Annotated in this window: 21 protein-coding genes, 1 tRNA gene and 1 other RNA gene; 20 read left to right on the top strand and 3 right to left on the bottom strand. The window is 42.5% G+C overall.

Annotation, left to right across the window (positions count from 1 at the left end; translation table 11 throughout):
* Positions 1 to 5: 5 nt before the first annotated feature.
* The 5 genes from ACIQXR_RS04915 to ACIQXR_RS04895 all read left to right on the top strand — a co-directional run bounded on the left by ACIQXR_RS04915 (position 6) and on the right by ACIQXR_RS04895 (position 3679).
* Complete coding sequence (locus ACIQXR_RS04915; RefSeq protein ID WP_402871330.1) at positions 6 to 464, top strand: 8-oxo-dGTP diphosphatase; 459 nt, start codon at positions 6 to 8, stop codon at positions 462 to 464.
* 43 nt (positions 465 to 507) lie between these two features.
* Complete coding sequence (gene rapZ / locus ACIQXR_RS04910; RefSeq protein WP_402954511.1) at positions 508 to 1407, top strand: RNase adapter RapZ; 900 nt, start codon at positions 508 to 510, stop codon at positions 1405 to 1407.
* The gene (locus ACIQXR_RS04905; RefSeq protein ID WP_403079570.1) at positions 1397 to 2377 is read left to right on the top strand and encodes a gluconeogenesis factor YvcK family protein; all 981 of its coding nucleotides are present in this window, start codon (positions 1397 to 1399) and stop codon (positions 2375 to 2377) included. Before rapZ ends, ACIQXR_RS04905 begins: the two co-directional genes overlap by 11 nt.
* Before the next feature lie 66 nt (positions 2378 to 2443).
* A complete protein-coding gene (whiA, locus tag ACIQXR_RS04900; RefSeq protein WP_402870734.1) occupies positions 2444 to 3397 on the top strand; it encodes a DNA-binding protein WhiA in 954 nt (317 codons plus the stop codon).
* A gap of 24 nt (positions 3398 to 3421) precedes the next feature.
* Positions 3422 to 3679 (top strand): HPr family phosphocarrier protein, encoded by a 258-nt coding sequence (locus ACIQXR_RS04895; RefSeq protein ID WP_402870738.1) that lies wholly within the window; start codon positions 3422 to 3424, stop codon positions 3677 to 3679.
* A 76-nt stretch (positions 3680 to 3755) separates the two neighbouring features.
* Here ACIQXR_RS04895 and clpP read toward each other — a convergent pair whose 3' ends face one another.
* Positions 3756 to 4361 (bottom strand): ATP-dependent Clp endopeptidase proteolytic subunit ClpP, encoded by a 606-nt coding sequence (gene clpP, locus ACIQXR_RS04890; RefSeq protein ID WP_402870740.1) that lies wholly within the window; start codon positions 4359 to 4361, stop codon positions 3756 to 3758.
* Positions 4362 to 4650: 289 nt separating this feature from the next.
* Between clpP and ACIQXR_RS04885 the strand changes: the two genes are divergently transcribed.
* The 10 genes from ACIQXR_RS04885 to ACIQXR_RS04840 all read left to right on the top strand — a co-directional run bounded on the left by ACIQXR_RS04885 (position 4651) and on the right by ACIQXR_RS04840 (position 14647).
* Positions 4651 to 4722, top strand: a tRNA-Arg gene (locus ACIQXR_RS04885).
* A 258-nt stretch (positions 4723 to 4980) separates the two neighbouring features.
* Positions 4981 to 6318: an RNA polymerase factor sigma-54 gene (gene rpoN, locus ACIQXR_RS04880; protein ID WP_402870743.1), complete on the top strand. Its 1338-nt coding sequence runs from the start codon at positions 4981 to 4983 to the stop codon at positions 6316 to 6318.
* 15 nt (positions 6319 to 6333) lie between these two features.
* Complete coding sequence (locus ACIQXR_RS04875) at positions 6334 to 6576, top strand: glutaredoxin family protein (protein WP_402870745.1); 243 nt, start codon at positions 6334 to 6336, stop codon at positions 6574 to 6576.
* A 138-nt stretch (positions 6577 to 6714) separates the two neighbouring features.
* A complete protein-coding gene (locus tag ACIQXR_RS04870; protein WP_402870748.1) occupies positions 6715 to 7749 on the top strand; it encodes a sugar-binding transcriptional regulator in 1035 nt (344 codons plus the stop codon).
* A 35-nt stretch (positions 7750 to 7784) separates the two neighbouring features.
* Positions 7785 to 8792, top strand: a complete 1008-nt coding sequence (gap, locus tag ACIQXR_RS04865; protein WP_402870751.1) for a type I glyceraldehyde-3-phosphate dehydrogenase — start codon at positions 7785 to 7787, stop codon at positions 8790 to 8792.
* A gap of 200 nt (positions 8793 to 8992) precedes the next feature.
* Positions 8993 to 10177 carry a phosphoglycerate kinase gene (locus tag ACIQXR_RS04860; RefSeq protein WP_402870754.1) on the top strand — a complete coding sequence of 395 codons (1185 nt, stop codon included), beginning with the start codon at positions 8993 to 8995 and terminating at the stop codon, positions 10175 to 10177.
* Positions 10178 to 10224: 47 nt separating this feature from the next.
* Entirely contained in the window at positions 10225 to 10986 is a 762-nt protein-coding gene (tpiA, locus tag ACIQXR_RS04855; RefSeq protein ID WP_402870757.1) for a triose-phosphate isomerase, read from the top strand.
* Entirely contained in the window at positions 10979 to 12514 is a 1536-nt protein-coding gene (gene gpmI, locus ACIQXR_RS04850) for a 2,3-bisphosphoglycerate-independent phosphoglycerate mutase (RefSeq protein WP_403079567.1), read from the top strand. Before tpiA ends, gpmI begins: the two co-directional genes overlap by 8 nt.
* A gap of 27 nt (positions 12515 to 12541) precedes the next feature.
* Entirely contained in the window at positions 12542 to 13837 is a 1296-nt protein-coding gene (gene eno / locus ACIQXR_RS04845) for a phosphopyruvate hydratase (protein WP_402870762.1), read from the top strand.
* Positions 13838 to 14008: 171 nt separating this feature from the next.
* Entirely contained in the window at positions 14009 to 14647 is a 639-nt protein-coding gene (locus ACIQXR_RS04840; RefSeq protein ID WP_402870764.1) for a hypothetical protein, read from the top strand.
* Positions 14648 to 14814: 167 nt separating this feature from the next.
* Here ACIQXR_RS04840 and ACIQXR_RS04835 read toward each other — a convergent pair whose 3' ends face one another.
* Both ACIQXR_RS04835 and ACIQXR_RS04830 read right to left on the bottom strand, forming a co-directional pair.
* Complete coding sequence (locus ACIQXR_RS04835) at positions 14815 to 15633, bottom strand: M15 family metallopeptidase (RefSeq protein WP_402870767.1); 819 nt, start codon at positions 15631 to 15633, stop codon at positions 14815 to 14817.
* Positions 15634 to 15688: 55 nt separating this feature from the next.
* Entirely contained in the window at positions 15689 to 16237 is a 549-nt protein-coding gene (locus ACIQXR_RS04830) for a hypothetical protein (RefSeq protein ID WP_402870769.1), read from the bottom strand.
* Between the two features lie 177 nt (positions 16238 to 16414).
* On the opposite strand from ACIQXR_RS04830, the gene secG reads away from it, so the two are divergent.
* The 5 genes from secG to ssrA all read left to right on the top strand — a co-directional run bounded on the left by secG (position 16415) and on the right by ssrA (position 20944).
* On the top strand, positions 16415 to 16648 hold the full coding sequence (secG, locus tag ACIQXR_RS04825) for a preprotein translocase subunit SecG (protein ID WP_402870772.1): 234 nt from the start codon (positions 16415 to 16417) through the stop codon (positions 16646 to 16648).
* A 133-nt stretch (positions 16649 to 16781) separates the two neighbouring features.
* Complete coding sequence (locus tag ACIQXR_RS04820) at positions 16782 to 17528, top strand: alpha/beta hydrolase (protein ID WP_402870774.1); 747 nt, start codon at positions 16782 to 16784, stop codon at positions 17526 to 17528.
* A gap of 33 nt (positions 17529 to 17561) precedes the next feature.
* A complete protein-coding gene (gene rnr / locus ACIQXR_RS04815; protein WP_402870777.1) occupies positions 17562 to 19931 on the top strand; it encodes a ribonuclease R in 2370 nt (789 codons plus the stop codon).
* Between the two features lie 59 nt (positions 19932 to 19990).
* On the top strand, positions 19991 to 20458 hold the full coding sequence (gene smpB, locus ACIQXR_RS04810) for an SsrA-binding protein SmpB (RefSeq protein WP_402870780.1): 468 nt from the start codon (positions 19991 to 19993) through the stop codon (positions 20456 to 20458).
* 123 nt (positions 20459 to 20581) lie between these two features.
* Positions 20582 to 20944: a transfer-messenger RNA gene (gene ssrA, locus ACIQXR_RS04805) on the top strand.
* Positions 20945 to 21039 lie beyond the last annotated feature (95 nt).

Genomic DNA, 21039 nt, shown 5'->3' with positions numbered 1-21039 from the left:
AGAACGTGCAACGTGTCACAAACTGTGTATTAGTTAAGGACAATAAGATCCTTTTATTAAAGAAACCAAGACGTGGATGGTGGGTAGCCCCAGGCGGCAAGATGGAGCCTGGTGAATCAATCCGGGATGCTTGTATTAGGGAATACCGTGAAGAGACGGGCGTTTACTTGAAAAACCCCACCATTAAAGGAATCTTCACCTTCATTATGAAGGATGGAGACAAAGTATTATCCGAATGGATGATGTTTACTTTCTTTGCTACTGATTCCGATGGCATCAATGTGGATGTGTGTGAAGAAGGCGAGCTATTTTGGCACCCTATTGAAGATGTTAAAAAACTGGACATGGCCGAAGGGGATTATCATATTCTAGATTATATGGTTCAGGGAAGCGGAGTAATCTACGGTACCTTTACCTATACACCCGAGTTTAAGTTACTTTCCTATCGACTTGATCCAGGTTAATGATTATTTATAAAAGCGATTACTACTCCAGGGGGCGAAAAGAATGAGTGATGGGCAGATGAATGATACGCAGTTGGTCGTCATAACAGGAATGTCAGGAGCAGGAAAGACGGTGGCTATTCAAAGTTTTGAAGACCTCGGTTTTTTTTGCGTCGATAATTTGCCGCCCGCTTTATTGCCAAAGTTTTTGGAGTTGATGAAAGACTCTGGAAATAAGATGAATAAAGTAGCCCTTGTCATGGATTTACGGGGGCGGGAGTTTTTCGATTCTTTGTTCCTTGCCTTGGATCAATTGACGGAAACATCATGGGTCTCCCCTAGGATCCTCTTTCTTGAGGCGGATGATGAAGCTTTGGTCCGTCGATATAAAGAAACGAGAAGGACTCATCCATTAGCTCCGATGGACCGGCCGTTAGAGGGCATTAAATTGGAACGGGACCTTTTGGATGAATTAAAAGGTCGGGCGCAGTTAATTTTCAATACGTCCCAGCTGAAGCCACGCGAATTAAGGGAAAAGATTGCATCTGAGTTTTCAAAGGATAAACAGGTTGGATTTTCTGTTAATGTCATGTCTTTCGGTTTCAAACATGGCTTGCCAATTGATGCGGACCTTGTGTTTGACGTGCGGTTTCTGCCTAACCCATACTATATCGATCAAATGAGACCAAAGACTGGCCTTGATAAGGAAGTGTCCAGTTACGTTTTAAAATGGGGCGAGACTCAAAAGTTCCTAGAAAAGCTGACGGATTTGCTTGCGTTCATGCTTCCGTATTATAAACGTGAAGGAAAAGCCCAGCTTGTTATTGCGATTGGATGTACAGGTGGTCAGCACCGTTCTGTAGCTTTGACCGAATACATTTCTAATTTTTTTCAAAAGAGCTATACGGTTCATGTGTCCCATCGTGATATCGAAAAGAGTAAGGGGAAAGTAGATGCCAGATAAAGAGAAACAGCCTAGAGTAGTGATCATTGGAGGGGGAACGGGCCTTCCAGTCCTACTTAGGGGGTTGAAGAAATACCCAGTAGATATAACAGCAATCGTGACGGTTGCCGACGATGGTGGAAGCTCCGGTCGTATCCGCGAAGATATGCACATCCCTGCTCCAGGTGATATCCGTAATGTCTTGGCGGCACTCTCGGATGTAGAGCCACTTGTCGAGCAGATGTTTCAACACCGTTTTCAAAGTAAAAATGAATTGTCCGGTCATTCATTAGGAAATCTAATCCTTGCTGCCATGACTTCATTGACGGGGGACTTTGTCCATGCAATCCAGGAAATGAGTAAGTTCCTGAATGTCCGTGGCAAAGTCCTTCCTGCTGCTAACCAAAGTGTGGTCCTTCATGCTGAAATGGAAGATGGAACTTTTGTAACGGGAGAGTCAAAAATCCCCTTATCAGGCAAGAAGATAAAAAGAGTATTTCTATCTCCTCAACACATAAAGCCGCTCAGTGAAACGATTCAGGCAATTAAGCAGGCCGACCTGATTGTGATTGGTCCAGGTAGTTTATATACGAGCATCCTTCCTAATTTACTTGTTCCAGGTATCGGAGAAGAAATCGCCCGCTCCAAAGCTAAGAAAGTGTACATCTGCAATCTAATGACCCAAGCAGGGGAGACACTGGATTATAGCGCGAGCGACCATATAAAAGCGATATATGATCACATGGGGAATGCCTACATAGATCGCATTCTTGTCAATGCTGAAGAAATACCATCTGAAATTCAGCAACGGTATCATGCGGAGTATGCAAAACCGGTTGTGTATGATGTCGAGAGTTTAAAAAGAATGGGCCTTGAAATCATACAGGGGCACATTTTCAGCTTTGAGGGGGACGTCATTCGCCATGACACCAAAAAGGTGGCGGATTTACTATATAATATGCTGATACATGAAAGTCATATAGCTCCTTAAATATAGGTGGAGACTGTCTTTTGACTAAAAAAATAGATAACCTATGTTCAATTGGGGGTGAAATGAATGTCTTTTGCTTCGGAAACAAAAAAAGAACTGACTACATTGGAAAGTAAGGATTGTTGCGTGAAAGCCGAGCTGTGTGCGCTCATTCGGATGAACGGATCCCTTTCCTTTTCGAATCGTAAGCTTGTCGTGGATATACAAACGGAAAATGCGGCGATTGCCAGAAGGATCTATACACTTTTGAAAAAGAGTTATGAGGTCCAGGTCGAACTGCTCGTTCGTAAGAAGATGAAACTCAAAAAGAATAATGTGTATATTGTCAGGATGTCAGCGGGAGGACAGCGGATCTTGACCGATTTAGAAATATTAGGAGAAGGGTTTGAAATTCTCCATGACATATCCGATAATATAGTTGGGAAGAAATGCTGTAAGCGTTCGTATATAAGAGGTGCTTTCCTTGCTGGAGGTTCGGTCAATAATCCAGAAACGTCATCTTATCACCTGGAAATTTTCTCTCTTTATAAAGAACATAATGATGCCTTATGTGAATTAATGAATAAGTTTGATTTAAAGGCAAAGACGCTTGAACGAAAAAAGGGATATATCATTTATTTAAAAGAAGCCGAGAAAATTGCCGAGTTCTTAAGCATTGTTGGAGCGCACTCAGCGTTATTAAGATTTGAGGATGTACGAATTGTCCGGGATATGCGTAATTCCGTCAATAGGCTCGTAAATTGTGAAACTGCTAATTTGAATAAGACGATTGGGGCTTCACTGCGGCAAGTTGAAAATATCCATTATATCGAAGACACGGTGGGACTAAGCATTTTACCGGATAAGTTACGGGAAATCGCGGAGCTACGGATCGCTTTTCAGGATATTACCCTAAAGGAACTGGGTGAAATGGTTTCTGGTGGGTCGATCAGCAAATCCGGCATTAATCACAGACTGCGAAAAATTGATGAAATAGCTGATAGACTCCGTGGGGGAGAAGCTTTTTCTGCGAAAAAATAATAAGGTGTAAATGGAGAGATCAAGATGGTGGAAAAACAAATAGAAGTAAAACTGAAGACAGGTTTACAAGCCCGCCCGGCGGCTCTTTTCGTTCAAGAGGCTAACCGCTTTCATTCAGATGTTTTCCTTGAAAAAGAAGGAAAAAAGGTGAATGCCAAAAGCATCATGGGTTTAATGAGCCTTGCCATTAGTTCTGGTGTATCCATCAAGCTTATTGTAGACGGTCGCGACGAACAGGATGCGATGGAAGCGTTGGTAGAATTCGTACAGCAAGAAGGATAAGAAAAATGGGATGCTTACACGGCATCCCTTTTTTTATAGAAAAAACGGACTCGAATGGAGTCCGTTCAGTTTCGTATTAAGATTCTTTCTTTTCATCAAGGTGGCTACGAGTGATGACTTTGTCAATCAAGCCATATTCAAGAGCTCTCTCAGAAGTCATGAAGTTATCACGTTCTGTATCTCTTTGAAGAACTTCAAGAGGTTGACCAGTACGGTCGGCTAAGATTTGGTTCAATTTATCTTTCAAGTGAAGGATACGGCGGGCAGCAATCTCGATTTCCGTTGCTTGTCCTTGTGCGCCTCCAAGTGGTTGGTGAATCATGACTTCACTGTTAGGAAGGGCAAAACGTTTTCCTTTTTCCCCAGCAGCCAATAGGAATGCACCCATTGAAGCCGCCATACCGATACATACAGTAGAGACATTAGGCTTGATATATTGCATCGTATCATAGATAGCCATACCGGAAGTGATGCTTCCACCTGGGCTGTTGATGTATAATGTGATATCTTTTTCAGGATTTTCAGCTTCTAAGAATAGTAATTGAGCGACAATTGAATTGGATACATTGTCGTCGATAGCACTTCCAAGCATGATGATCCGGTCCTTTAATAAACGGGAATAAATATCGTAGGCACGCTCCCCACGACTTGTTTGTTCGATTACTGTAGGAATTAAATTCATGTTCATTTCCTCCTTCGATTAAGAGAATCATTTAAATTCTTTATGTATGTATGATACACTTTTTGGTCAATTAAGGTCAAACAAAACAAACCCGATATTTGATTATTCGTTCGACAATTTCCTATGAATGCTCCTTTCAAATTATATTTAATTTGAATTATGCCGTTCAGGGATGAATTTCCACTTTATCCATACTACCCATATATTAAGGTTTTAAACCTGAATGCCTCTTGCAAACAAACGGTTTATATCATATAATTAAGTCTGTTGTTAACCAACTTCCCATTCTGCCCTCGTAGTGCAACGGATAGAACGCAAGCCTCCGAAGCTTGAAATGCAGGTTCGATTCCTGCCGAGGGCATTACTAAATCTTCTGCTTATGTATTAAGCAGGGGATTTTTTTATGGAAAAAAGACTCGATTCTTGTTTGAAATCCTCGATTTTTTATCTGTTCCAAGGAAACTTTGTCATTTCCAGGAAAGTAGTCGTGATGGGCTTTGCCTCAGCATAAGCTATATAAAATACGACTATACCATTCCAGAAAAAAGTAAGCGTTTCCAAATTTTTGTGTAGAATTATCTCCTAATCATGTAAAATGGAATGGGGGAGGGATGAATCGATGAGTATGAACATGAAGGCAGGTCTTTTTCAACAGCAAACATTAAAAATGGCTATGACCCAGGAATTAATGCAATCTATTACATTGTTGCAGTATTCCACACAAGAGCTTACATCCTTTTTAGAAAACAAAGTGGAGGAAAATCCTCTAATATCCCTGGAACAACCAGTTTCCGCTTTATTTCAACCTACCTATGATCGTAAAAAAGGAAAACAACATATAAAAAACACGTATGACTCGAACTATTGGATTGAACAATTGAGTGAAGACACATTTTCACTTGAACAGCATGTCATGTCACAATTAAATCACCAAAAGCTAACCGGTGAACACCAAAAGGCTATATTGTTCTTGATCCGTAACCTTGATGAAAATGGTTATTTGCGGATTCATTTGGATGATATATGTGAACCCGGTATGTCTTCTGCCGTTTTGGAAGAAAGCTTAGGAATGTTACAAGAGCTTGAGCCACATGGTCTAGGGGCAAGGAATCTGCAGGAGTGCCTCCTTCTTCAGGCAAAAGCAGAAGGGGTGAATCCACTGGCGGAGTCCATCCTTGAAAACTATTTCCTCGAGTTCGTGGAAAAGCGCTGGAAAGACTTAAGTAAGAAGATTTGTGTCTCTTTGAAGGAAATACAACAAGTGCTTGATTATGTCCAGACATTGAACCCAAGGCCCGGGTCACTCTTTTTTCAGGAAAAGCCCTCCTATATTGTACCGGATGTAGTCGTGGAAGCGATCGATGGTATCCTGCTAGTCGGAAATTCAGATGGGAATTCGCCGAATCTACATGTAGATAAAGGGTATCTGAACCAAATGAAGAGTTACAAAGATCAAGGTGTACAGCGTTTCATTCAGGACAAGTGGCAGGAGTTTCAATGGATTTCAAAAGGAATCCAACAGCGTAAGGAAACCATTCTAAAGGTCATGCAAACGATCGTTGAAAAGCAGCCTGCCTGCTTTCTTCATGGGCTGAATTATTTAAAGCCAATGACGATGAAGGAGATCGCGGACGAAATCGGTATTCATGAGTCCACCGTAAGTCGGGCTGTCAAAGGGAAATATGTTCAAACACCTTTTGGTACATTAGAAATGAGGATATTTTTCACTACGTCCTTGCAGTCGGTTGGCCATGTGGAAGATATGTCAGGCATGCAGGCGAAAAAGTATCTGCAGGCAGCCATCCAAAACGAAAATAAGCAAAAGCCGCTTTCCGATCAAGATTTGGTGACTTGGTTAAAAGAAGAGAAGGGAATCATCCTGGCACGGCGAACCGTAGCGAAGTACCGGGAGCAACTGGGCATTCCCTCTTCGTCTAAACGAAAAAGATATGATTGAAAAGGATGAGTAACGGTGGAAAAGAAGACATTCATTTTGTATAGCAGGGAACAATGCCCGCTATGTGTGAAGGCAAAACGGGTTCTGGATGAATTAAAACGGGAATCCGACCTGCATTATTCAGAAATCGATATTCATTCTGATGATGCGCTACTAGAAAAGTACGGGCTAATGATTCCAGTCATTGAGAAGGATGGAAGAATCATTCAGTACGGAAATGTTGATATATCAACGATTCGCAGCTTTTTGGAAAAATAAACTATCAAATGATTTGAAGAAACATTCCGTTCCTGCTAGAATAAAGTATGTAGCAGGAATATTTTTTTATTTTAAGTGGGACAAAAAATGACTAGGTGGGACATAATATGTCCATAAAGATTTATTAGGAGTTTTAACATGCATACATTACTCGAAGTACAAAGAAAATTATTGCCCGATTTCCTTTCGGTTATGCAAAAAAGGTATGATATCCTGCGTTATATCAAAATGTTGCAACCAGTGGGAAGGCGAAGTCTGGCTGTTAGCCTTAATTTGACGGAGCGGACCCTTCGAAGTGAAATTGATTTTCTAAAAGGTCAGAACCTCATAAATATATTTAGTTCTGGCATGTTGCTTTCTGAAGAAGGGATTGAAATCCTGGAAAAATTGGAAGGAATAATGCGAGAAGTAATGGGTATAGACATTATGGAGCGGCAATTGCAGGAAATGCTACAGGTTGACGAGGTCATTATCGTCTCAGGAAACTGTGATGAATCGCCTTGGGTAAAAAAAGATTTGGGTAAAGCCTGTGCAAACCGTATGAAGCGGGAATGGAGCATGAAAAACACCATAGCGGTTACTGGCGGGTCGACAATGGCCGAAGTAGCCAATTCTTTATCACCAGATGAAGCATCGATGCAATTGACATTTGTTCCAGCCCGAGGGGGTCTTGGCGAAGCAACGCAGAACCAAGCAAACACGATTGTAGAAAAAATGGCACATAAAGCTCGCGCATCATACCGGGTATTGTATGTACCCGATCAATTGAGCGATGAGTCGTATGCTTCCTTCATGAAGGAGCCTGCGATGAAAGAGGTCATCACCAAAATTAAATCTGCAGATATGATTATCCATGGTATCGGTGATGCTTTAGCGATGGCTAAGCGAAGAAATACAACACCTGATATGTTAAAAAAGCTACATGATGGAAATGCTGTAGGTGAAGCGTTTGGTTATTATTACGATGAAGATGGAACTGTTGTCCACAAAGTCTTGACCGTCGGCATTCAATTAGAGGATCTTAGCCCAGAAAAGCGAGTGATAACTGTCGCTGGTGGAAAGACTAAAGCGAAGGCAATCCGTTCCTATATGAAAGGCGCTCCTTCATCCACGGTTTTGATTACGGATGAGGCGGCAGCAATGGAGTTAATTCAGGGATATCATACCCTTTAATAAAATATTTTCGAACTTAAGAGGAGGAATTTTTCATGACAGTAAAAGTTGGTATTAATGGTTTTGGACGTATTGGACGTAACGTATTCCGCGCAGCATTAAAAAATCCAGAGGTGGACATCGTCGCTATTAACGACTTAACGGATGCTAATATGTTGGCACACCTTCTACAATATGACTCCATTCATGGTTCTCTACAAGAGAAAGTAACAGTGGACGGGGATTACCTGGTAGTTGATGGACATAAAGTCAAAGTATTGGCTGAACGTGATCCAGCACAATTAGGTTGGGGCGAACTTGGTGTAGAAGTTGTCGTTGAATCAACAGGACGTTTTACAAAACGTGCCGATGCAGCTAAACATTTAGAAGCTGGTGCGAAGAAAGTCATCATCTCTGCTCCTGCCTCTGATGAAGATATTACAATTGTCATGGGTGTAAATGAAGAAAAATATGACGCAGCAAACCATCACGTTATTTCAAATGCATCTTGTACGACAAACTGCTTAGCTCCTTTTGCTAAAGTCCTTCAAGAACAATTTGGTATTAAACGTGGAATGATGACAACTGTTCACTCATATACAAATGACCAACAAATTCTAGACTTACCTCATAAAGATTATCGCCGTGCACGTGCAGCTGCTGAAAATATCATTCCGACAACAACAGGTGCAGCTAAAGCTGTAGCGCTTGTCCTTCCTGAGTTAAAAGGAAAATTAAATGGTATGGCAATGCGTGTACCTACACCAAACGTGTCTGTAGTGGACTTAGTGGCTGAGCTTGAAAAAGACGTGACAGCTGAAGAAGTAAATGCAGCGTTCAAAAAAGCGTCTGAAGGCGAACTTAAAGGCATTCTTGAATACAGTGAACTTCCACTAGTATCTGGTGACTATAACGGAAACCCATCTTCTTCTACAATTGATGCGCTTTCTACAATGGTCATGGAAGGTAACATGGTAAAAGTATTATCTTGGTATGATAATGAAACAGGATACTCTAACCGTGTTGTAGACTTAATTGGATATCTTGCTAAAAAAGGTCTGTAATTCGCTTAAATTATAAATAGTAAAAAACCTCACGAAGGTGAGGTTTTTTTTATAACAGCATAAAAAACGCTTGTTTTTGGATAATTATCCGTTTACAGATTATAATGGAAAAGAGAAAAAGGGAGTTGGAAAGTCGTTGACTCCCTTTTTACTAATAGAGTGGAAAATATAGTAACCATATCTAAGGAGGTTCTTGGATTATGAATAAAAAGTCGATTAAAGATATTGAATTAAAAGGAAAACGCGTATTTTGTCGAGTGGACTTCAACGTTCCGATGCAGGATGGTAAGATTTCCGATGATACGAGAATCAAGGCTGCATTACCGACTATCACGTACTTAATCGAACAAGGGGCAAAAGTTATATTAGCCAGTCACCTTGGTCGTCCTAAGGGACAAGTTGTAGAAGAATTACGCTTAGCTCCTGTTGCAGAAAGATTGAGCCAGCTGATCGGCAAAGACGTACAGAGAGCTGATGAAGCATATGGAGAGGCTGTACAATCCATCATCGAAGGGTTAAAGGATGGCGAGCTTCTATTGCTGGAAAACGTACGCTTTTATCCTGGGGAAGAAAAGAATGATCCCGAATTGGCGAAGGAATTTGCGAAACTTGCAGATGTCTATGTCAATGATGCTTTCGGGGCAGCTCACCGTGCCCATGCGTCAACAGAAGGAATTGCCCACCATCTTCCAGCCGTTGCCGGATTGTTGATGGAAAAGGAACTTTCCGTTTTAGGAAAAGCTTTATCCGAACCTGATCGTCCATTTACCGCCATCATCGGTGGAGCTAAAGTAAAAGATAAAATCGGCGTCATCGAAAATCTTTTAGAAAAAGTGGATCACTTGATAATTGGCGGTGGATTGGGTTATACCTTTATTAAAGCCCAAGGCCATGAAGTTGGCACGTCGTTATTGGAAGAAGATAAAATCGAACTGGCCAAGTCATTCATTGAAAGTGCGAAGGCAAAAGGCGTCAAAATGCATTTGCCGATCGATGCGGTCGTTACAGCGGAATTTTCTCCTGATGCGGAAACGGAAATTGTCGATATCGATTCAATCCCAAGTGATAAAATGAGTCTTGATATTGGACCTAAAACAAGCGAACTTTTTGCAGATGTCATTAAAGGATCTAAGTTGGTCATTTGGAACGGACCGATGGGTGTATTTGAATTTGATAAATTTGCGAATGGAACGAAAGCAGTTGCAAAAGCCTTAGCGGATGCAAAAGATACATACAGCATCGTGGGCGGCGGCGATTCAGCGGCAGCAGCGGAGAAGTTCGGTCTTGCCGAGAAGATGTCCCATATTTCAACGGGTGGCGGTGCCTCTCTTGAGTTCATGGAAGGTAAGGAATTACCAGGCGTCGTGGCTTTGAACGATAAGTAAGAATGACAATCCGAGAAAATAACAACTCTAGAAGGGATGGAGAACGAATGAGAAAACCGATTATTGCAGGTAACTGGAAAATGAATAAAACATTATCAGAAGCGACCGGGTTTTTAGAAGAAGTCAATACACTAATTCCAAAAGCGGATAAGATTGATTCGGTAGTCTGTGCTCCGGCATTATTTTTGAATCAACTTGTTCAATCAGCACAAGGAACAGATGTGAAGATTGGTGCACAAAATATGCACTATGAAGAAAATGGCGCATTCACTGGAGAAATCAGCCCGATTTCCCTTGCTGATATCGGCGTTTCCTATGTCATCCTTGGTCATTCTGAACGCCGTGAAATGTTTAATGAAACGGATGAAGCCGTGAATAAGAAAGTGCATGCCGCTTTTAAACATAACCTGACACCTATCGTTTGCTGTGGGGAAACACTTGAGCAAAGGGAAGCTGGCGAAACCAATGATTTCGTTGGAGGGCAGATTGAAAAAGGCCTTGCCGGTCTAACTGAAGATCAATTGAAACAAACGGTCATTGCCTATGAACCAATTTGGGCCATCGGAACTGGCAAGTCATCATCTGCTGAGGATGCCAATGAAGTGTGTGCCCATATCCGTTCAGTTGTGGCTAACAAGTTTTCTAAAGAAGCGGCAGAAGCGGTCCGCATTCAATATGGTGGTAGTGTGAAACCTGAAAACATCAAGGAATATATGGCTCAACCAGATATCGATGGTGCTTTGGTTGGTGGCGCAAGCTTGAAACCCGATTCATTTTTACAATTGTTGGAGGCTGGTCAATATGAGTAAATCGCCTGTCGCTCTTATCATCTTAGACGGCTTTGGATGCCGGAAGGAAGAAGAGGGAAATGCAGTTTATCATGCAAAAAAGCCTAATTTCGATCGATTTTGGGAACAATATCCTCACTCGCATTTAACTGCAAGTGGGGAAGCGGTTGGTCTACCTGCGGGTCAAATGGGGAATTCTGAAGTAGGACACTTGAATATCGGGGCAGGGCGGATCGTCTATCAAAGCTTGACGCGTGTCAATCTTGCCATTCGTGAAGGCGAATTCGCGGAAAACCCAACATTACTTGATGCCATGACCCATGCCAAGGAAAAGGGTACGGCCCTTCACTTGTTCGGTTTACTTTCAGATGGTGGCGTACACAGTCATATTGAGCATTTATATGCCCTTCTGAAGCTGGCAGCGAAAGAAGGCGTCAAAGATGTATTTGTTCATGCATTTTTGGATGGCCGAGATGTCGGACCGAAAACGGCAAAAGGGTATATTAAAGATGCCGAAGCCAAAATGAAGGAAATTGGTGTAGGACAATTCGCTACCATTTCCGGACGTTATTACTCGATGGACCGAGATAAACGATGGGAGCGCGTGGAGAAATCATACCGTTCCATGGTATACGGAGATGGACCAGCATACGGTTCGGCAATGGAGTGTGTGGACGATTCGTATGAACATGGTATTTTCGATGAGTTTGTGATTCCTTCTGTCATTACCGCTGAAGATGGTAAGCCTGTAGCGACAATACAGGACGAAGATGCCGTTATTTTCTATAACTTCCGTCCAGACCGTGCCATTCAAATATCCAATACGTTCACGAACAAGGACTTCCGTTCATTCGATCGTGGTCCGGGACATCCTGAGCACCTTCATTTTGTCTGTTTGACACATTTCTCGGAAACTGTTGACGGATATGTTGCTTTTAAGCCGACAAATCTTGATAATACAATAGGAGAAGTACTTTCTCAAAACAATCTTACACAGCTTCGTATCGCTGAAACGGAAAAATATCCACATGTGACATTTTTCATGAGCGGTGGCCGTGAAGAGAAGTTTCCTGGCGAAGAGAGAATCCTAATTAATTCTCCAAAGGTTGCTACATACGATCTACAACCTGAAATGAGTGCCTATGAAGTGATGGATGCTTTGCTGGAGCAAATTGAGGCGGACCGCTTTGATGCGATTCTCTTGAATTTTGCCAATCCGGATATGGTTGGTCACTCAGGGATGCTAGAGCCTACTATTAAAGCGATTGAAACCGTCGATGAATGCCTTGGTAAGATTGTCGACCTAATCGTTGCAAAGGGCGGTACAGCCATCATCACGGCCGATCACGGAAATGCCGATGAAGTCGTGACGCTTGAAGGGAACCCAATGACAGCACATACAACAAACCCTGTACCTGTCATTGTCACAAAAAATCAGGTAACATTAAGAACAGGTGGAATTCTAGGTGATTTGGCTCCAACGATGCTTGATTTGCTTGGAGTTGAAAAACCTGTCGAAATGACGGGTAAATCCCTATTATTTAAATAAAACAGCAATAAAAAAGGAGAGATTTAAATGCCGTATATCGAACATGTATATGCACGCGAAGTACTAGATTCACGTGGTAATCCAACAGTAGAAGTAGAAATTCAAACAGAGTCAGGATACTTTGGCCGTGCGATCGTGCCATCTGGTGCATCAACAGGAGAACACGAAGCGGTTGAACTTCGTGACGGAGATAAATCTCGTTACCTTGGCAAAGGGGTACAAAAAGCAGTTGATAACGTAAATAATATCATTGCTGAAGCAGTCATCGGCTTGGATGTAACCAATCAAGCTGGTCTTGATTTAACGATGATTGAATTAGATGGAACAGAAAACAAAGGGAACCTGGGCGCTAATGCGATTCTTGGTGTTTCCATGGCCGCTGCCCATGCTGCAGCAGAATTCTCAGGACTACCATTGTATCGCTACCTTGGAGGATTCAATGCTAAACAACTTCCGACTCCAATGATGAACATCATTAACGGTGGATCACATGCGGACAACAATGTGGACTTCCAAGAATTCATGATTCTTCCTGTCGGTGCTCCTAGCTTTAAAGAAGCCGTCCGTATGGGTGCAGAAGTATTCCATGCATTGAAATCGGTTCTTTCATCTAAAGGCTTAAATACAGCTGTTGGTGATGAAGGTGGATTTGCGCCAAACCTTGGTTCAAACCGTGAAGCCCTTCAAGTCATCATCGAAGCAATCGATAAAGCTGGTTACAAAGCTGGCGAAGACATCTATCTTGGTATGGACGTTGCTTCTTCTGAGTTCTATAACAAAGAAACAGGCAAATACGACCTTGCTGGCGAAGGACGCAATGGCGTGACTTCTGAAGAAATGGTCGCTTTCTATGAAGAGCTAGTGAATGAGTTCCCAATCCTTTCTATCGAAGATGGCTTGGACGAAAATGACTGGGATGGTCACAAGCTTCTAACGGAACGCCTTGGAACAAAGGTTCAATTGGTTGGTGACGATTTATTCGTTACGAACACGAAAAAATTGGCTGAAGGTATCGAAAAAGGTATCGGCAACTCCATCTTAATCAAAGTAAACCAAATCGGTACATTGACTGAAACGTTCGATGCCATCGAAATGGCTAAACGCGCTGGTTATACAGCCGTCGTTTCTCACCGTTCAGGTGAAACAGAGGATGCAACGATCGCTGACATCGCTGTTGCGACAAATGCAGGGCAAATCAAAACAGGTTCCATGTCCCGTACAGACCGTATTGCTAAGTACAACCAACTTCTTCGCATCGAAGACCAACTTGGTGACTTGGCTGTCTATGGCGGCTTGAAATCTTTCTATAACTTGAAGAAATAATGAAAAAAAGGCGCCGCTTCTGACGAGAAGCGGTGCCTTATTTTTTTTGCTGTCACAATCATCATCAAACCCACTCCTCATATTTTTGATAATGATTTTAGTATAAATTTCCAATATACTACAATTTAGAGAACGGTAAATATAACCGTGGGAATAGGAAGGACTGGGGCGATGAAAAAGCTAATTAGGAAACTCTTATTTTATGGGGCTTCATTGTTGTTATCAGGAATGCTTGTAGGATGTGCTGGTAAAGAATCCGCAGTTGATTCTTCAGGAAAAGATGTAATGTCAGATTCAGAAGAAGTATCCGGCATAGATGAGAGTAGAGCAACAGATGAGCTAGGGGGGGCAGATGACGAAGCGGCGAATGACATCGCTCCCTCACCGGAAAGTGATGGGAAACAAACAGGTGATAAGAAAGGGAAACAAACACTATCCATGTACTCTACTGAACAGATTGAGTATGCTAGAATTTGGTTGCAGCTTGGCGCGAATCAGGATATTGATGAATTGAATGTGAGGCATTTTCCAGCAGGCACTCCGCTCAATCCTAATGATGACACAAGTGCTGCCTATCCAAAAGATGTTGTTCAGTTAGCAGGTTCTCGCTTGGTGGATGGATCCGTTACGTATTCTAGCAATGGGGACGGTACAATTCATGTATATAATGTCCCTTTACGCTGGGACGGGAGGTATCCTGCTGGTGAGAAGTTCTATACAGACATAATTACCCAAACAAAGCGCGTGTACGTTGACCCGGGTGAGGATGAAAGAATCATAGAATTAATCCAATTGTTACGGGTTCATTAATATCCCCGTGTTGATCAAGGGAGAGCAGTGAATTACCATTGAAACTAGAGGCACTTTCTTTTGTTCTATGAACGTCTAAAGCTAGAGATACCAGCAAGTAATGGGTTTAATCAAACGTTTGATTAAACTCAAAAAAAGGGGCGTCCACCCTCGGACACCCCCATTTGTTATTTCTTAGTACTGGCTTCTACCGGTACAGCGTTATAATATTCTTCCAATGTGCTGTTGGCCTCAAATATCTCTGTAGCGACATCGACACCGACGTAGCGGATGTGCCATGGTTCATACTTGTAGCCCGTGATATCCTCTTTCCCCTCAGGATACCGGATGATGAATCCATACTCGTGGGCGTTCTTTGCAAGCCATGAAGATTCTTCTGAGTCACCAAAGCAGTCTTGGGCAGCACAGGCCCCGTCATGTGTTGTGACATCAATGGATAACCCTGTCTCATGCTCGCTTGTTCCAGGCAGGGCACTATATGTTTTAGCCTTTTCTTCGCCGTCCTGTGCGACATAGTTGCTGAAGATGGCGATCTGAGTTTGGTGCGAGCGGTAAGCGGAAACGCCGGCTAGATGCATATTGTCTTTTTCAGCCGCTTGGAACATTTTCTCTAGCGCTTTACCGGCTTCTTTTCTCATCATCCGTTTCTCGATTTTATCCTCGAAGATGAAATCGACTTTTGGATAGATCAGGTCAGTCGGTTTGTAACTTTCGGGAAGGCTGTATTGTTTATTGACCAAGACTGGTATACTTTCAGGCTCGGCTAATGTCTGAAGGCCTTCCTGGGCAGGTTTTGCCGTTGTATCGACGGCAACTTGATGTTTGACTTGCCCTGCAGAATCATCCTTCTGCGTTTCTTCTGAGGCATTCTGGGATGATTGTTCTTCTTTTTGTTCTTTCTTCTCATCCGATGAAAAATCGAACGAACATCCAGCTAGTAAGATGAAGGAAGAAAGAGCGGTTGCGGTGAATATAGGTTTTAACATACGAAAAGCTCCTTGGTATAAATAAGATTTCCAAAAAAATAAGGTTCTAAGAATATTATCGGGATAAATAGTCCCTTGTTAACTCCCGCTGGTATTTATCTAGAAACAAGCCAATCCAGATGATCATCAATAAAAAAGGAAAATCATTACGGATGGCGGCTTCGACCACCGGGGTTGTCCAAAAGTGGGAAAGGAACCCGGAAGCACTGTTCATCGTAACTGTTTCAAAGCTGACAAGCGCATGTAAGGCGAGCCAGAGAATGGTAAGCGTATTCGTACCAAACCCTATGACGGCGGCTATGATACTCAATAAAAAGGCCGCTAATCCTAGTAATAAGACGCTGATGCCCGATTGGAAAAAGTCGATGCTGCTATCTGAAAGTCCATTATAAATAATAGCAGTAAAATAAATGGTTGTCGTGATATATGCAGCAAATAATAAATATCGGTTTCCATGATACTTGGCTAGCAGCAGTAGAAGTGGTGAGAGAATGATTAACAGGACACTTATTAAATTACTGCCGTTTGCCCAAAGGGAGTAACCGGCTACCGCGGAGAATAGGATGGTCAGTATATCAAGAATCCGGAGTATGGGCTTAAACATAGGAACACCTCTTTCTTCTCTTTTAAGTGAATTATCTCAAATTTCGATTCAAAAAGAAAACAATGACTATGAAGTCTAGGAATTCTTTCCATTATTCCATAACAATGATTGTGGATACCTTATGGGTGTGGTAAAGTTAAGGTAATTGTTTATTGGTTCTTCAGGAGGTGTAATTGCATGCATGCATTACTCATAACGCTTTTGGTGATTGTCAGTATCGCGCTTATCGTGACGGTATTGCTTCAATCAGGAAAAAGTGCAGGTTTATCAGGTGCGATTGCTGGTGGTGCTGAGCAGTTATTCGGAAAGCAAAAAGCACGCGGCTTAGACCTTGTTCTTCATCGGGCAACTATCGTATTAGCTGTTTTATTCTTTGCTTTAACTTTACTTGTTGCGTACTTTGATGTGTAATGGATCAAAAAATGAGTCTAGCTAAATAGCTAGGCTTTTTTCTTTGCACAATAGTTGCAGGAATAGCTATAGTTAATTTAGAAATTATAAAACAAGTAGATATGACAGTTACAGTTAAAGGAGCCTATTACATATGAAAATGAAGCTGCAAAAGCCCTTTACCTTTGAAGGTGGAAAAAGGGCGGTCTTACTTTTACATGGATTTACGGGTAATTCCGCCGATGTACGAATGCTTGGACGATATCTCGAAAAGAGAGGATATACCTGCCATGCGCCGCACTATAAAGGACATGGTGTCCCACCTGAAGAATTGGTGGAAACGGGTCCTTCTGACTGGTGGAAAGATGTGATGATGGCCTATGATTTTCTAAAAGAAAAAGGCCATACGGAAATTGCTGTTGCTGGACTGTCATTAGGAGGCGTATTTTCTCTCAAATTAGGTTACACTGTACCTATAAAGGGTATCGTATCAATGTGTGCGCCTATGTATATCAAAAGTGAAGAAGCAATGTATAAAGGAGTATTGGACTACGCTAGAGAATTTAAAAAGTACGAGGGAAAAGAACAAGATCAAATCGAAGAGGAAATGGGCCACTTTGCTGATAAACCCATGCGTACATTAAAAGCTCTTCAAGAATTGATAACGGATGTACGTGAGCACGTAGATCATATCTACGCACCGACTTTTGTCGTGCAGGGTCGACATGATGATGTTATCAATTCAAAAAGTGCCGATATTATTTATGAAGCTGTCGAGTCGCCCGTTAAGCAAATCAAATGGTATGAAGAGTCCGGCCATGTCATCACCCTTGATAAAGAGCGTGAACAGCTGCATGAAGATGTATTAGAATTTTTAGAAAGCCTGGATTGGTCCGAATAATAAATTAATCATACCCTGAATAGGAGGGTTTTTATGGAAGATAATATTCAAGAACATATAAATAAGCTTCTGACATACATGAAAGATGAAGCATATAAGCCACTTACGGTACAAGAATTGGAAGAGGCCCTTAAAATCGAAGACTCGGCGGACTTCAAGAATTTCGTGAAGGCACTAGTTAAGATGGAAGAAAAGGGGTTGGTGGTCAGGACGAGAAGCAATCGTTATGGCCTGCCTCAAAAAATGAATCTATTCCGAGGTAAGTTAACCGGACATGCAAAGGGATTTGCCTTTGTGACGCCGGAGGATAATCCGGGAATGGATGATATTTTCATCCCGCCGAATGAAACAGGAACAGCAATGCATGGAGATATTGTCATGGTCCGGGTTTCTTCGGAAACATCTGGTTCAAGACAGGAAGGTACAGTCATCAGGATCCTTGAACGTGGGATCAAACAAGTGGTCGGTACATATTCTGAAAGCAAAAGTTTCGGATTTGTCATTCCAGATGATAAGAAAATCGCCAATGATATCTTCATCCCCCAGCATGCTTCCCATGGAGCGGTGGAAGGGCATAAAGTTGTCGTCAAGCTTACCTCTTATCCGGAAGGACGCGTCAGCGCGGAGGGGGAAGTCATTGAAATCCTCGGTCATAAAAATGATCCAGGTGTAGACATTCTATCCGTCATCCATAAATATGGCCTTCCGATGGAATTCCCTGAAGATGTGATGGAGCAGGCTAATGCCGTTTCAGATACCATCAAAGAATCCGAAATTGGAAACCGCCGGGATCTACGCAATGAAGTATTGGTTACGATTGATGGAGCAGACGCGAAGGACTTGGATGATGCTGTTGGAGTGACTAAACTTGAAAACGGCAACTATAAGCTTGGCGTACATATTGCCGATGTCAGCCATTATGTGACAGAAGGATCACCGATTGATAAGGAAGCTCTTGAAAGAGGGACGAGCGTGTATTTGGTTGACCGGGTCATTCCTATGATCCCGCACCGTCTATCGAATGGGATTTGTTCATTGAATCCGCAGGTCGATCGCTTCACGTTATCGTGTGAAATGGAAATCACACCGGATGGGGAAGTCGTTTTACATGATATTTTCGATAGTGTCATTAAAACGACGGAACGGATGACATATGGAAATGTGAACAAGATTCTTGTCGAAAAAGACGAAGAACAAATGGAACGCTATGAATCCCTTGTTCCAATGTTTCAGAATATGGAACAATTGGCTGCCATCCTTCGTAAAAAACGGATGAATCGCGGGGCCATCGACTTTGATTTCAGTGAGGCCAGAGTGATTGTTGATGAAGAAGGCCACCCAACGGATGTAGTTTTACGTGAAAGATCAGTCGCAGAGAAGCTGATTGAAGAATTCATGCTTGCTGCTAATGAAACTGTTGCAGAACACTTCAACCGTCTTGATGTGCCATTCATTTACCGTATTCATGAGGATCCGAAACCGGAGAAATTACAACGTTTCTTTGAATTCATCACGAACTTCGGATATATCGTCCGTGGATCTGCCAATGATGTACATCCAAAGGCCTTGCAGGACATCATCGAAGCCGTTGCTGGTAAGCCGGAAGAAACGGTCATCTCGACCGTCATGCTCCGTTCCATGCAACAAGCAAAATATGATCCGGAAAGCCTGGGTCACTTTGGTCTATCGGCCGAGTTTTACACTCATTTCACATCACCGATCCGTCGTTACCCAGATTTGATCGTCCACCGTTTAATTCGGACGTATTTGATTAAAGGGAAACTTGATGAAGCGACTAAAGAGAAGTGGAATGCCATTTTACCGGATATCGCGGACCATACATCGAAACGCGAACGTCGCTCCGTTGACGCGGAACGGGAAACGGATGATTTAAAGAAAGCAGAATATATGCTTGATAAAATCGGAGAAGAATATACAGGGATCATCGGCTCCGTTACGAACTTCGGAATGTTTGTCGAGTTGCCGAACACCATCGAAGGGCTTGTCCATGTCAGCTTCATGACAGACGATTACTACCGCTTTGATGAGCGTCAGCTTGCAATGATCGGGGAACGGACAGGAAAAGTGTTCCGGATTGGCGACGAAATCGACATTCGGGTATCCAACGTCAATAAAGAAGAACGGGCGATTGATTTTGAAATCATCGGCATGAAAGTAAGCCGTCCGCGTCCTTCAGGCGAGAAGAAAATCTTCAAGGCCAATTCAGGTTCTGGCGGTCGAAAGCGCAAAGGCGGAGATTCAAGAGGATCGGAACGCAAGGGCGGCCGTAGTGGTGACACTCGAAACGGTGGAGCTTCCTCTGACAAAAAGCCGAAAAAGAAGAAAAAGTTCTTTGAAAATGCGCCGGCAGCGAAGCGTAAAAGAAAACCTAAAAAGAGATAAAACGGAAGAGAGGATGATCCAGTCATCCTCTCTCCGATTGGATAAAAGGGGAGAGTTAGATGCCAAAAGGCTCAGGAAAGCAATTAGCGCAAAATAAAAAAGCGTACCATGATTTTTTTATCGAACAAACATTTGAAGCGGGTATCGTATTGAAAGGGACCGAAATCAAAGCCATCCGTGCAGCACGGCTGAACTTGAAGGATGCCTTTGCCAAGATAGAAAACGGCGAAATCTACCTTTATAATATGCATATCAGCCCTTATGAGCAGGGGAACCAGTTTAACCATGATCCTTTGCGGACAAGGAAGCTTCTTTTGCACAAGAAGGAAATCAATAAACTGATCGGTGAAACGAAGGAAACGGGTTACACCATCGTCCCATTGAAAATGTATTTAAAAAATGGCTTCGCCAAGGTTTTAATTGGGTTGGGTAAAGGGAAGAAACAATATGACAAGCGTGATGACCTGAAGAAGAAAGAAGCAAAACGTGATATCGAGCGTGCTTTCCGCGATCGTCAAAAGATGTAGGGTTACCAAGACCTTACAATTGATTTTTTGATTCAATCTGTTATAATTAAACCTGTACCGATGACAACTGAATATCAGCCAACTTGCTGACTATTCTTTTCTCGTACGCTCCATTCTTATCATGGGGACGTTACGGATTCGACAGGGATAGTTCGAGCTTAAGTTGCGAGTCGAGGGGATCGGCCTCGTTAAAACGTCAACGCCTATAACTGGCAAACAAAACAACAACCTAGCTTTCGCTGCGTAACAACAGACGTTAAGCTGTTCCTCCCTCCATGGCCCACGTGGTAGGGTAAGGGACTCACTCTAAGTGGGATACGCCGGAATCCACCGTCTGAGGATGAAGGAAGAGACCAATCAGACTAGCTGCTCTGCCGCCTGTCGATAGGCTAATGAGTTCGCGAAACGCGAATATATCGACTACACTCGTAGAAGCTTAAGTGCCGTTATGTCTGGACGTGGGTTCGACTCCCACCGTCTCCACCAAATACATACGGTGGATTTCATTCTTTATGAAAACTCTTGTATAGCAAGGGTTTTTTATTTTGCACTGTCTCAAATGATTTCATTGAATATCAATC

It is taken from the genome of Peribacillus sp. NPDC097224 (assembly GCF_044761985.1).
Taxonomy (GTDB): domain Bacteria; phylum Bacillota; class Bacilli; order Bacillales; family DSM-1321; genus Peribacillus.
Note: the sequence above shows the minus strand (reverse complement) of the source record. Positions and strands in the feature narration are given on the sequence as shown.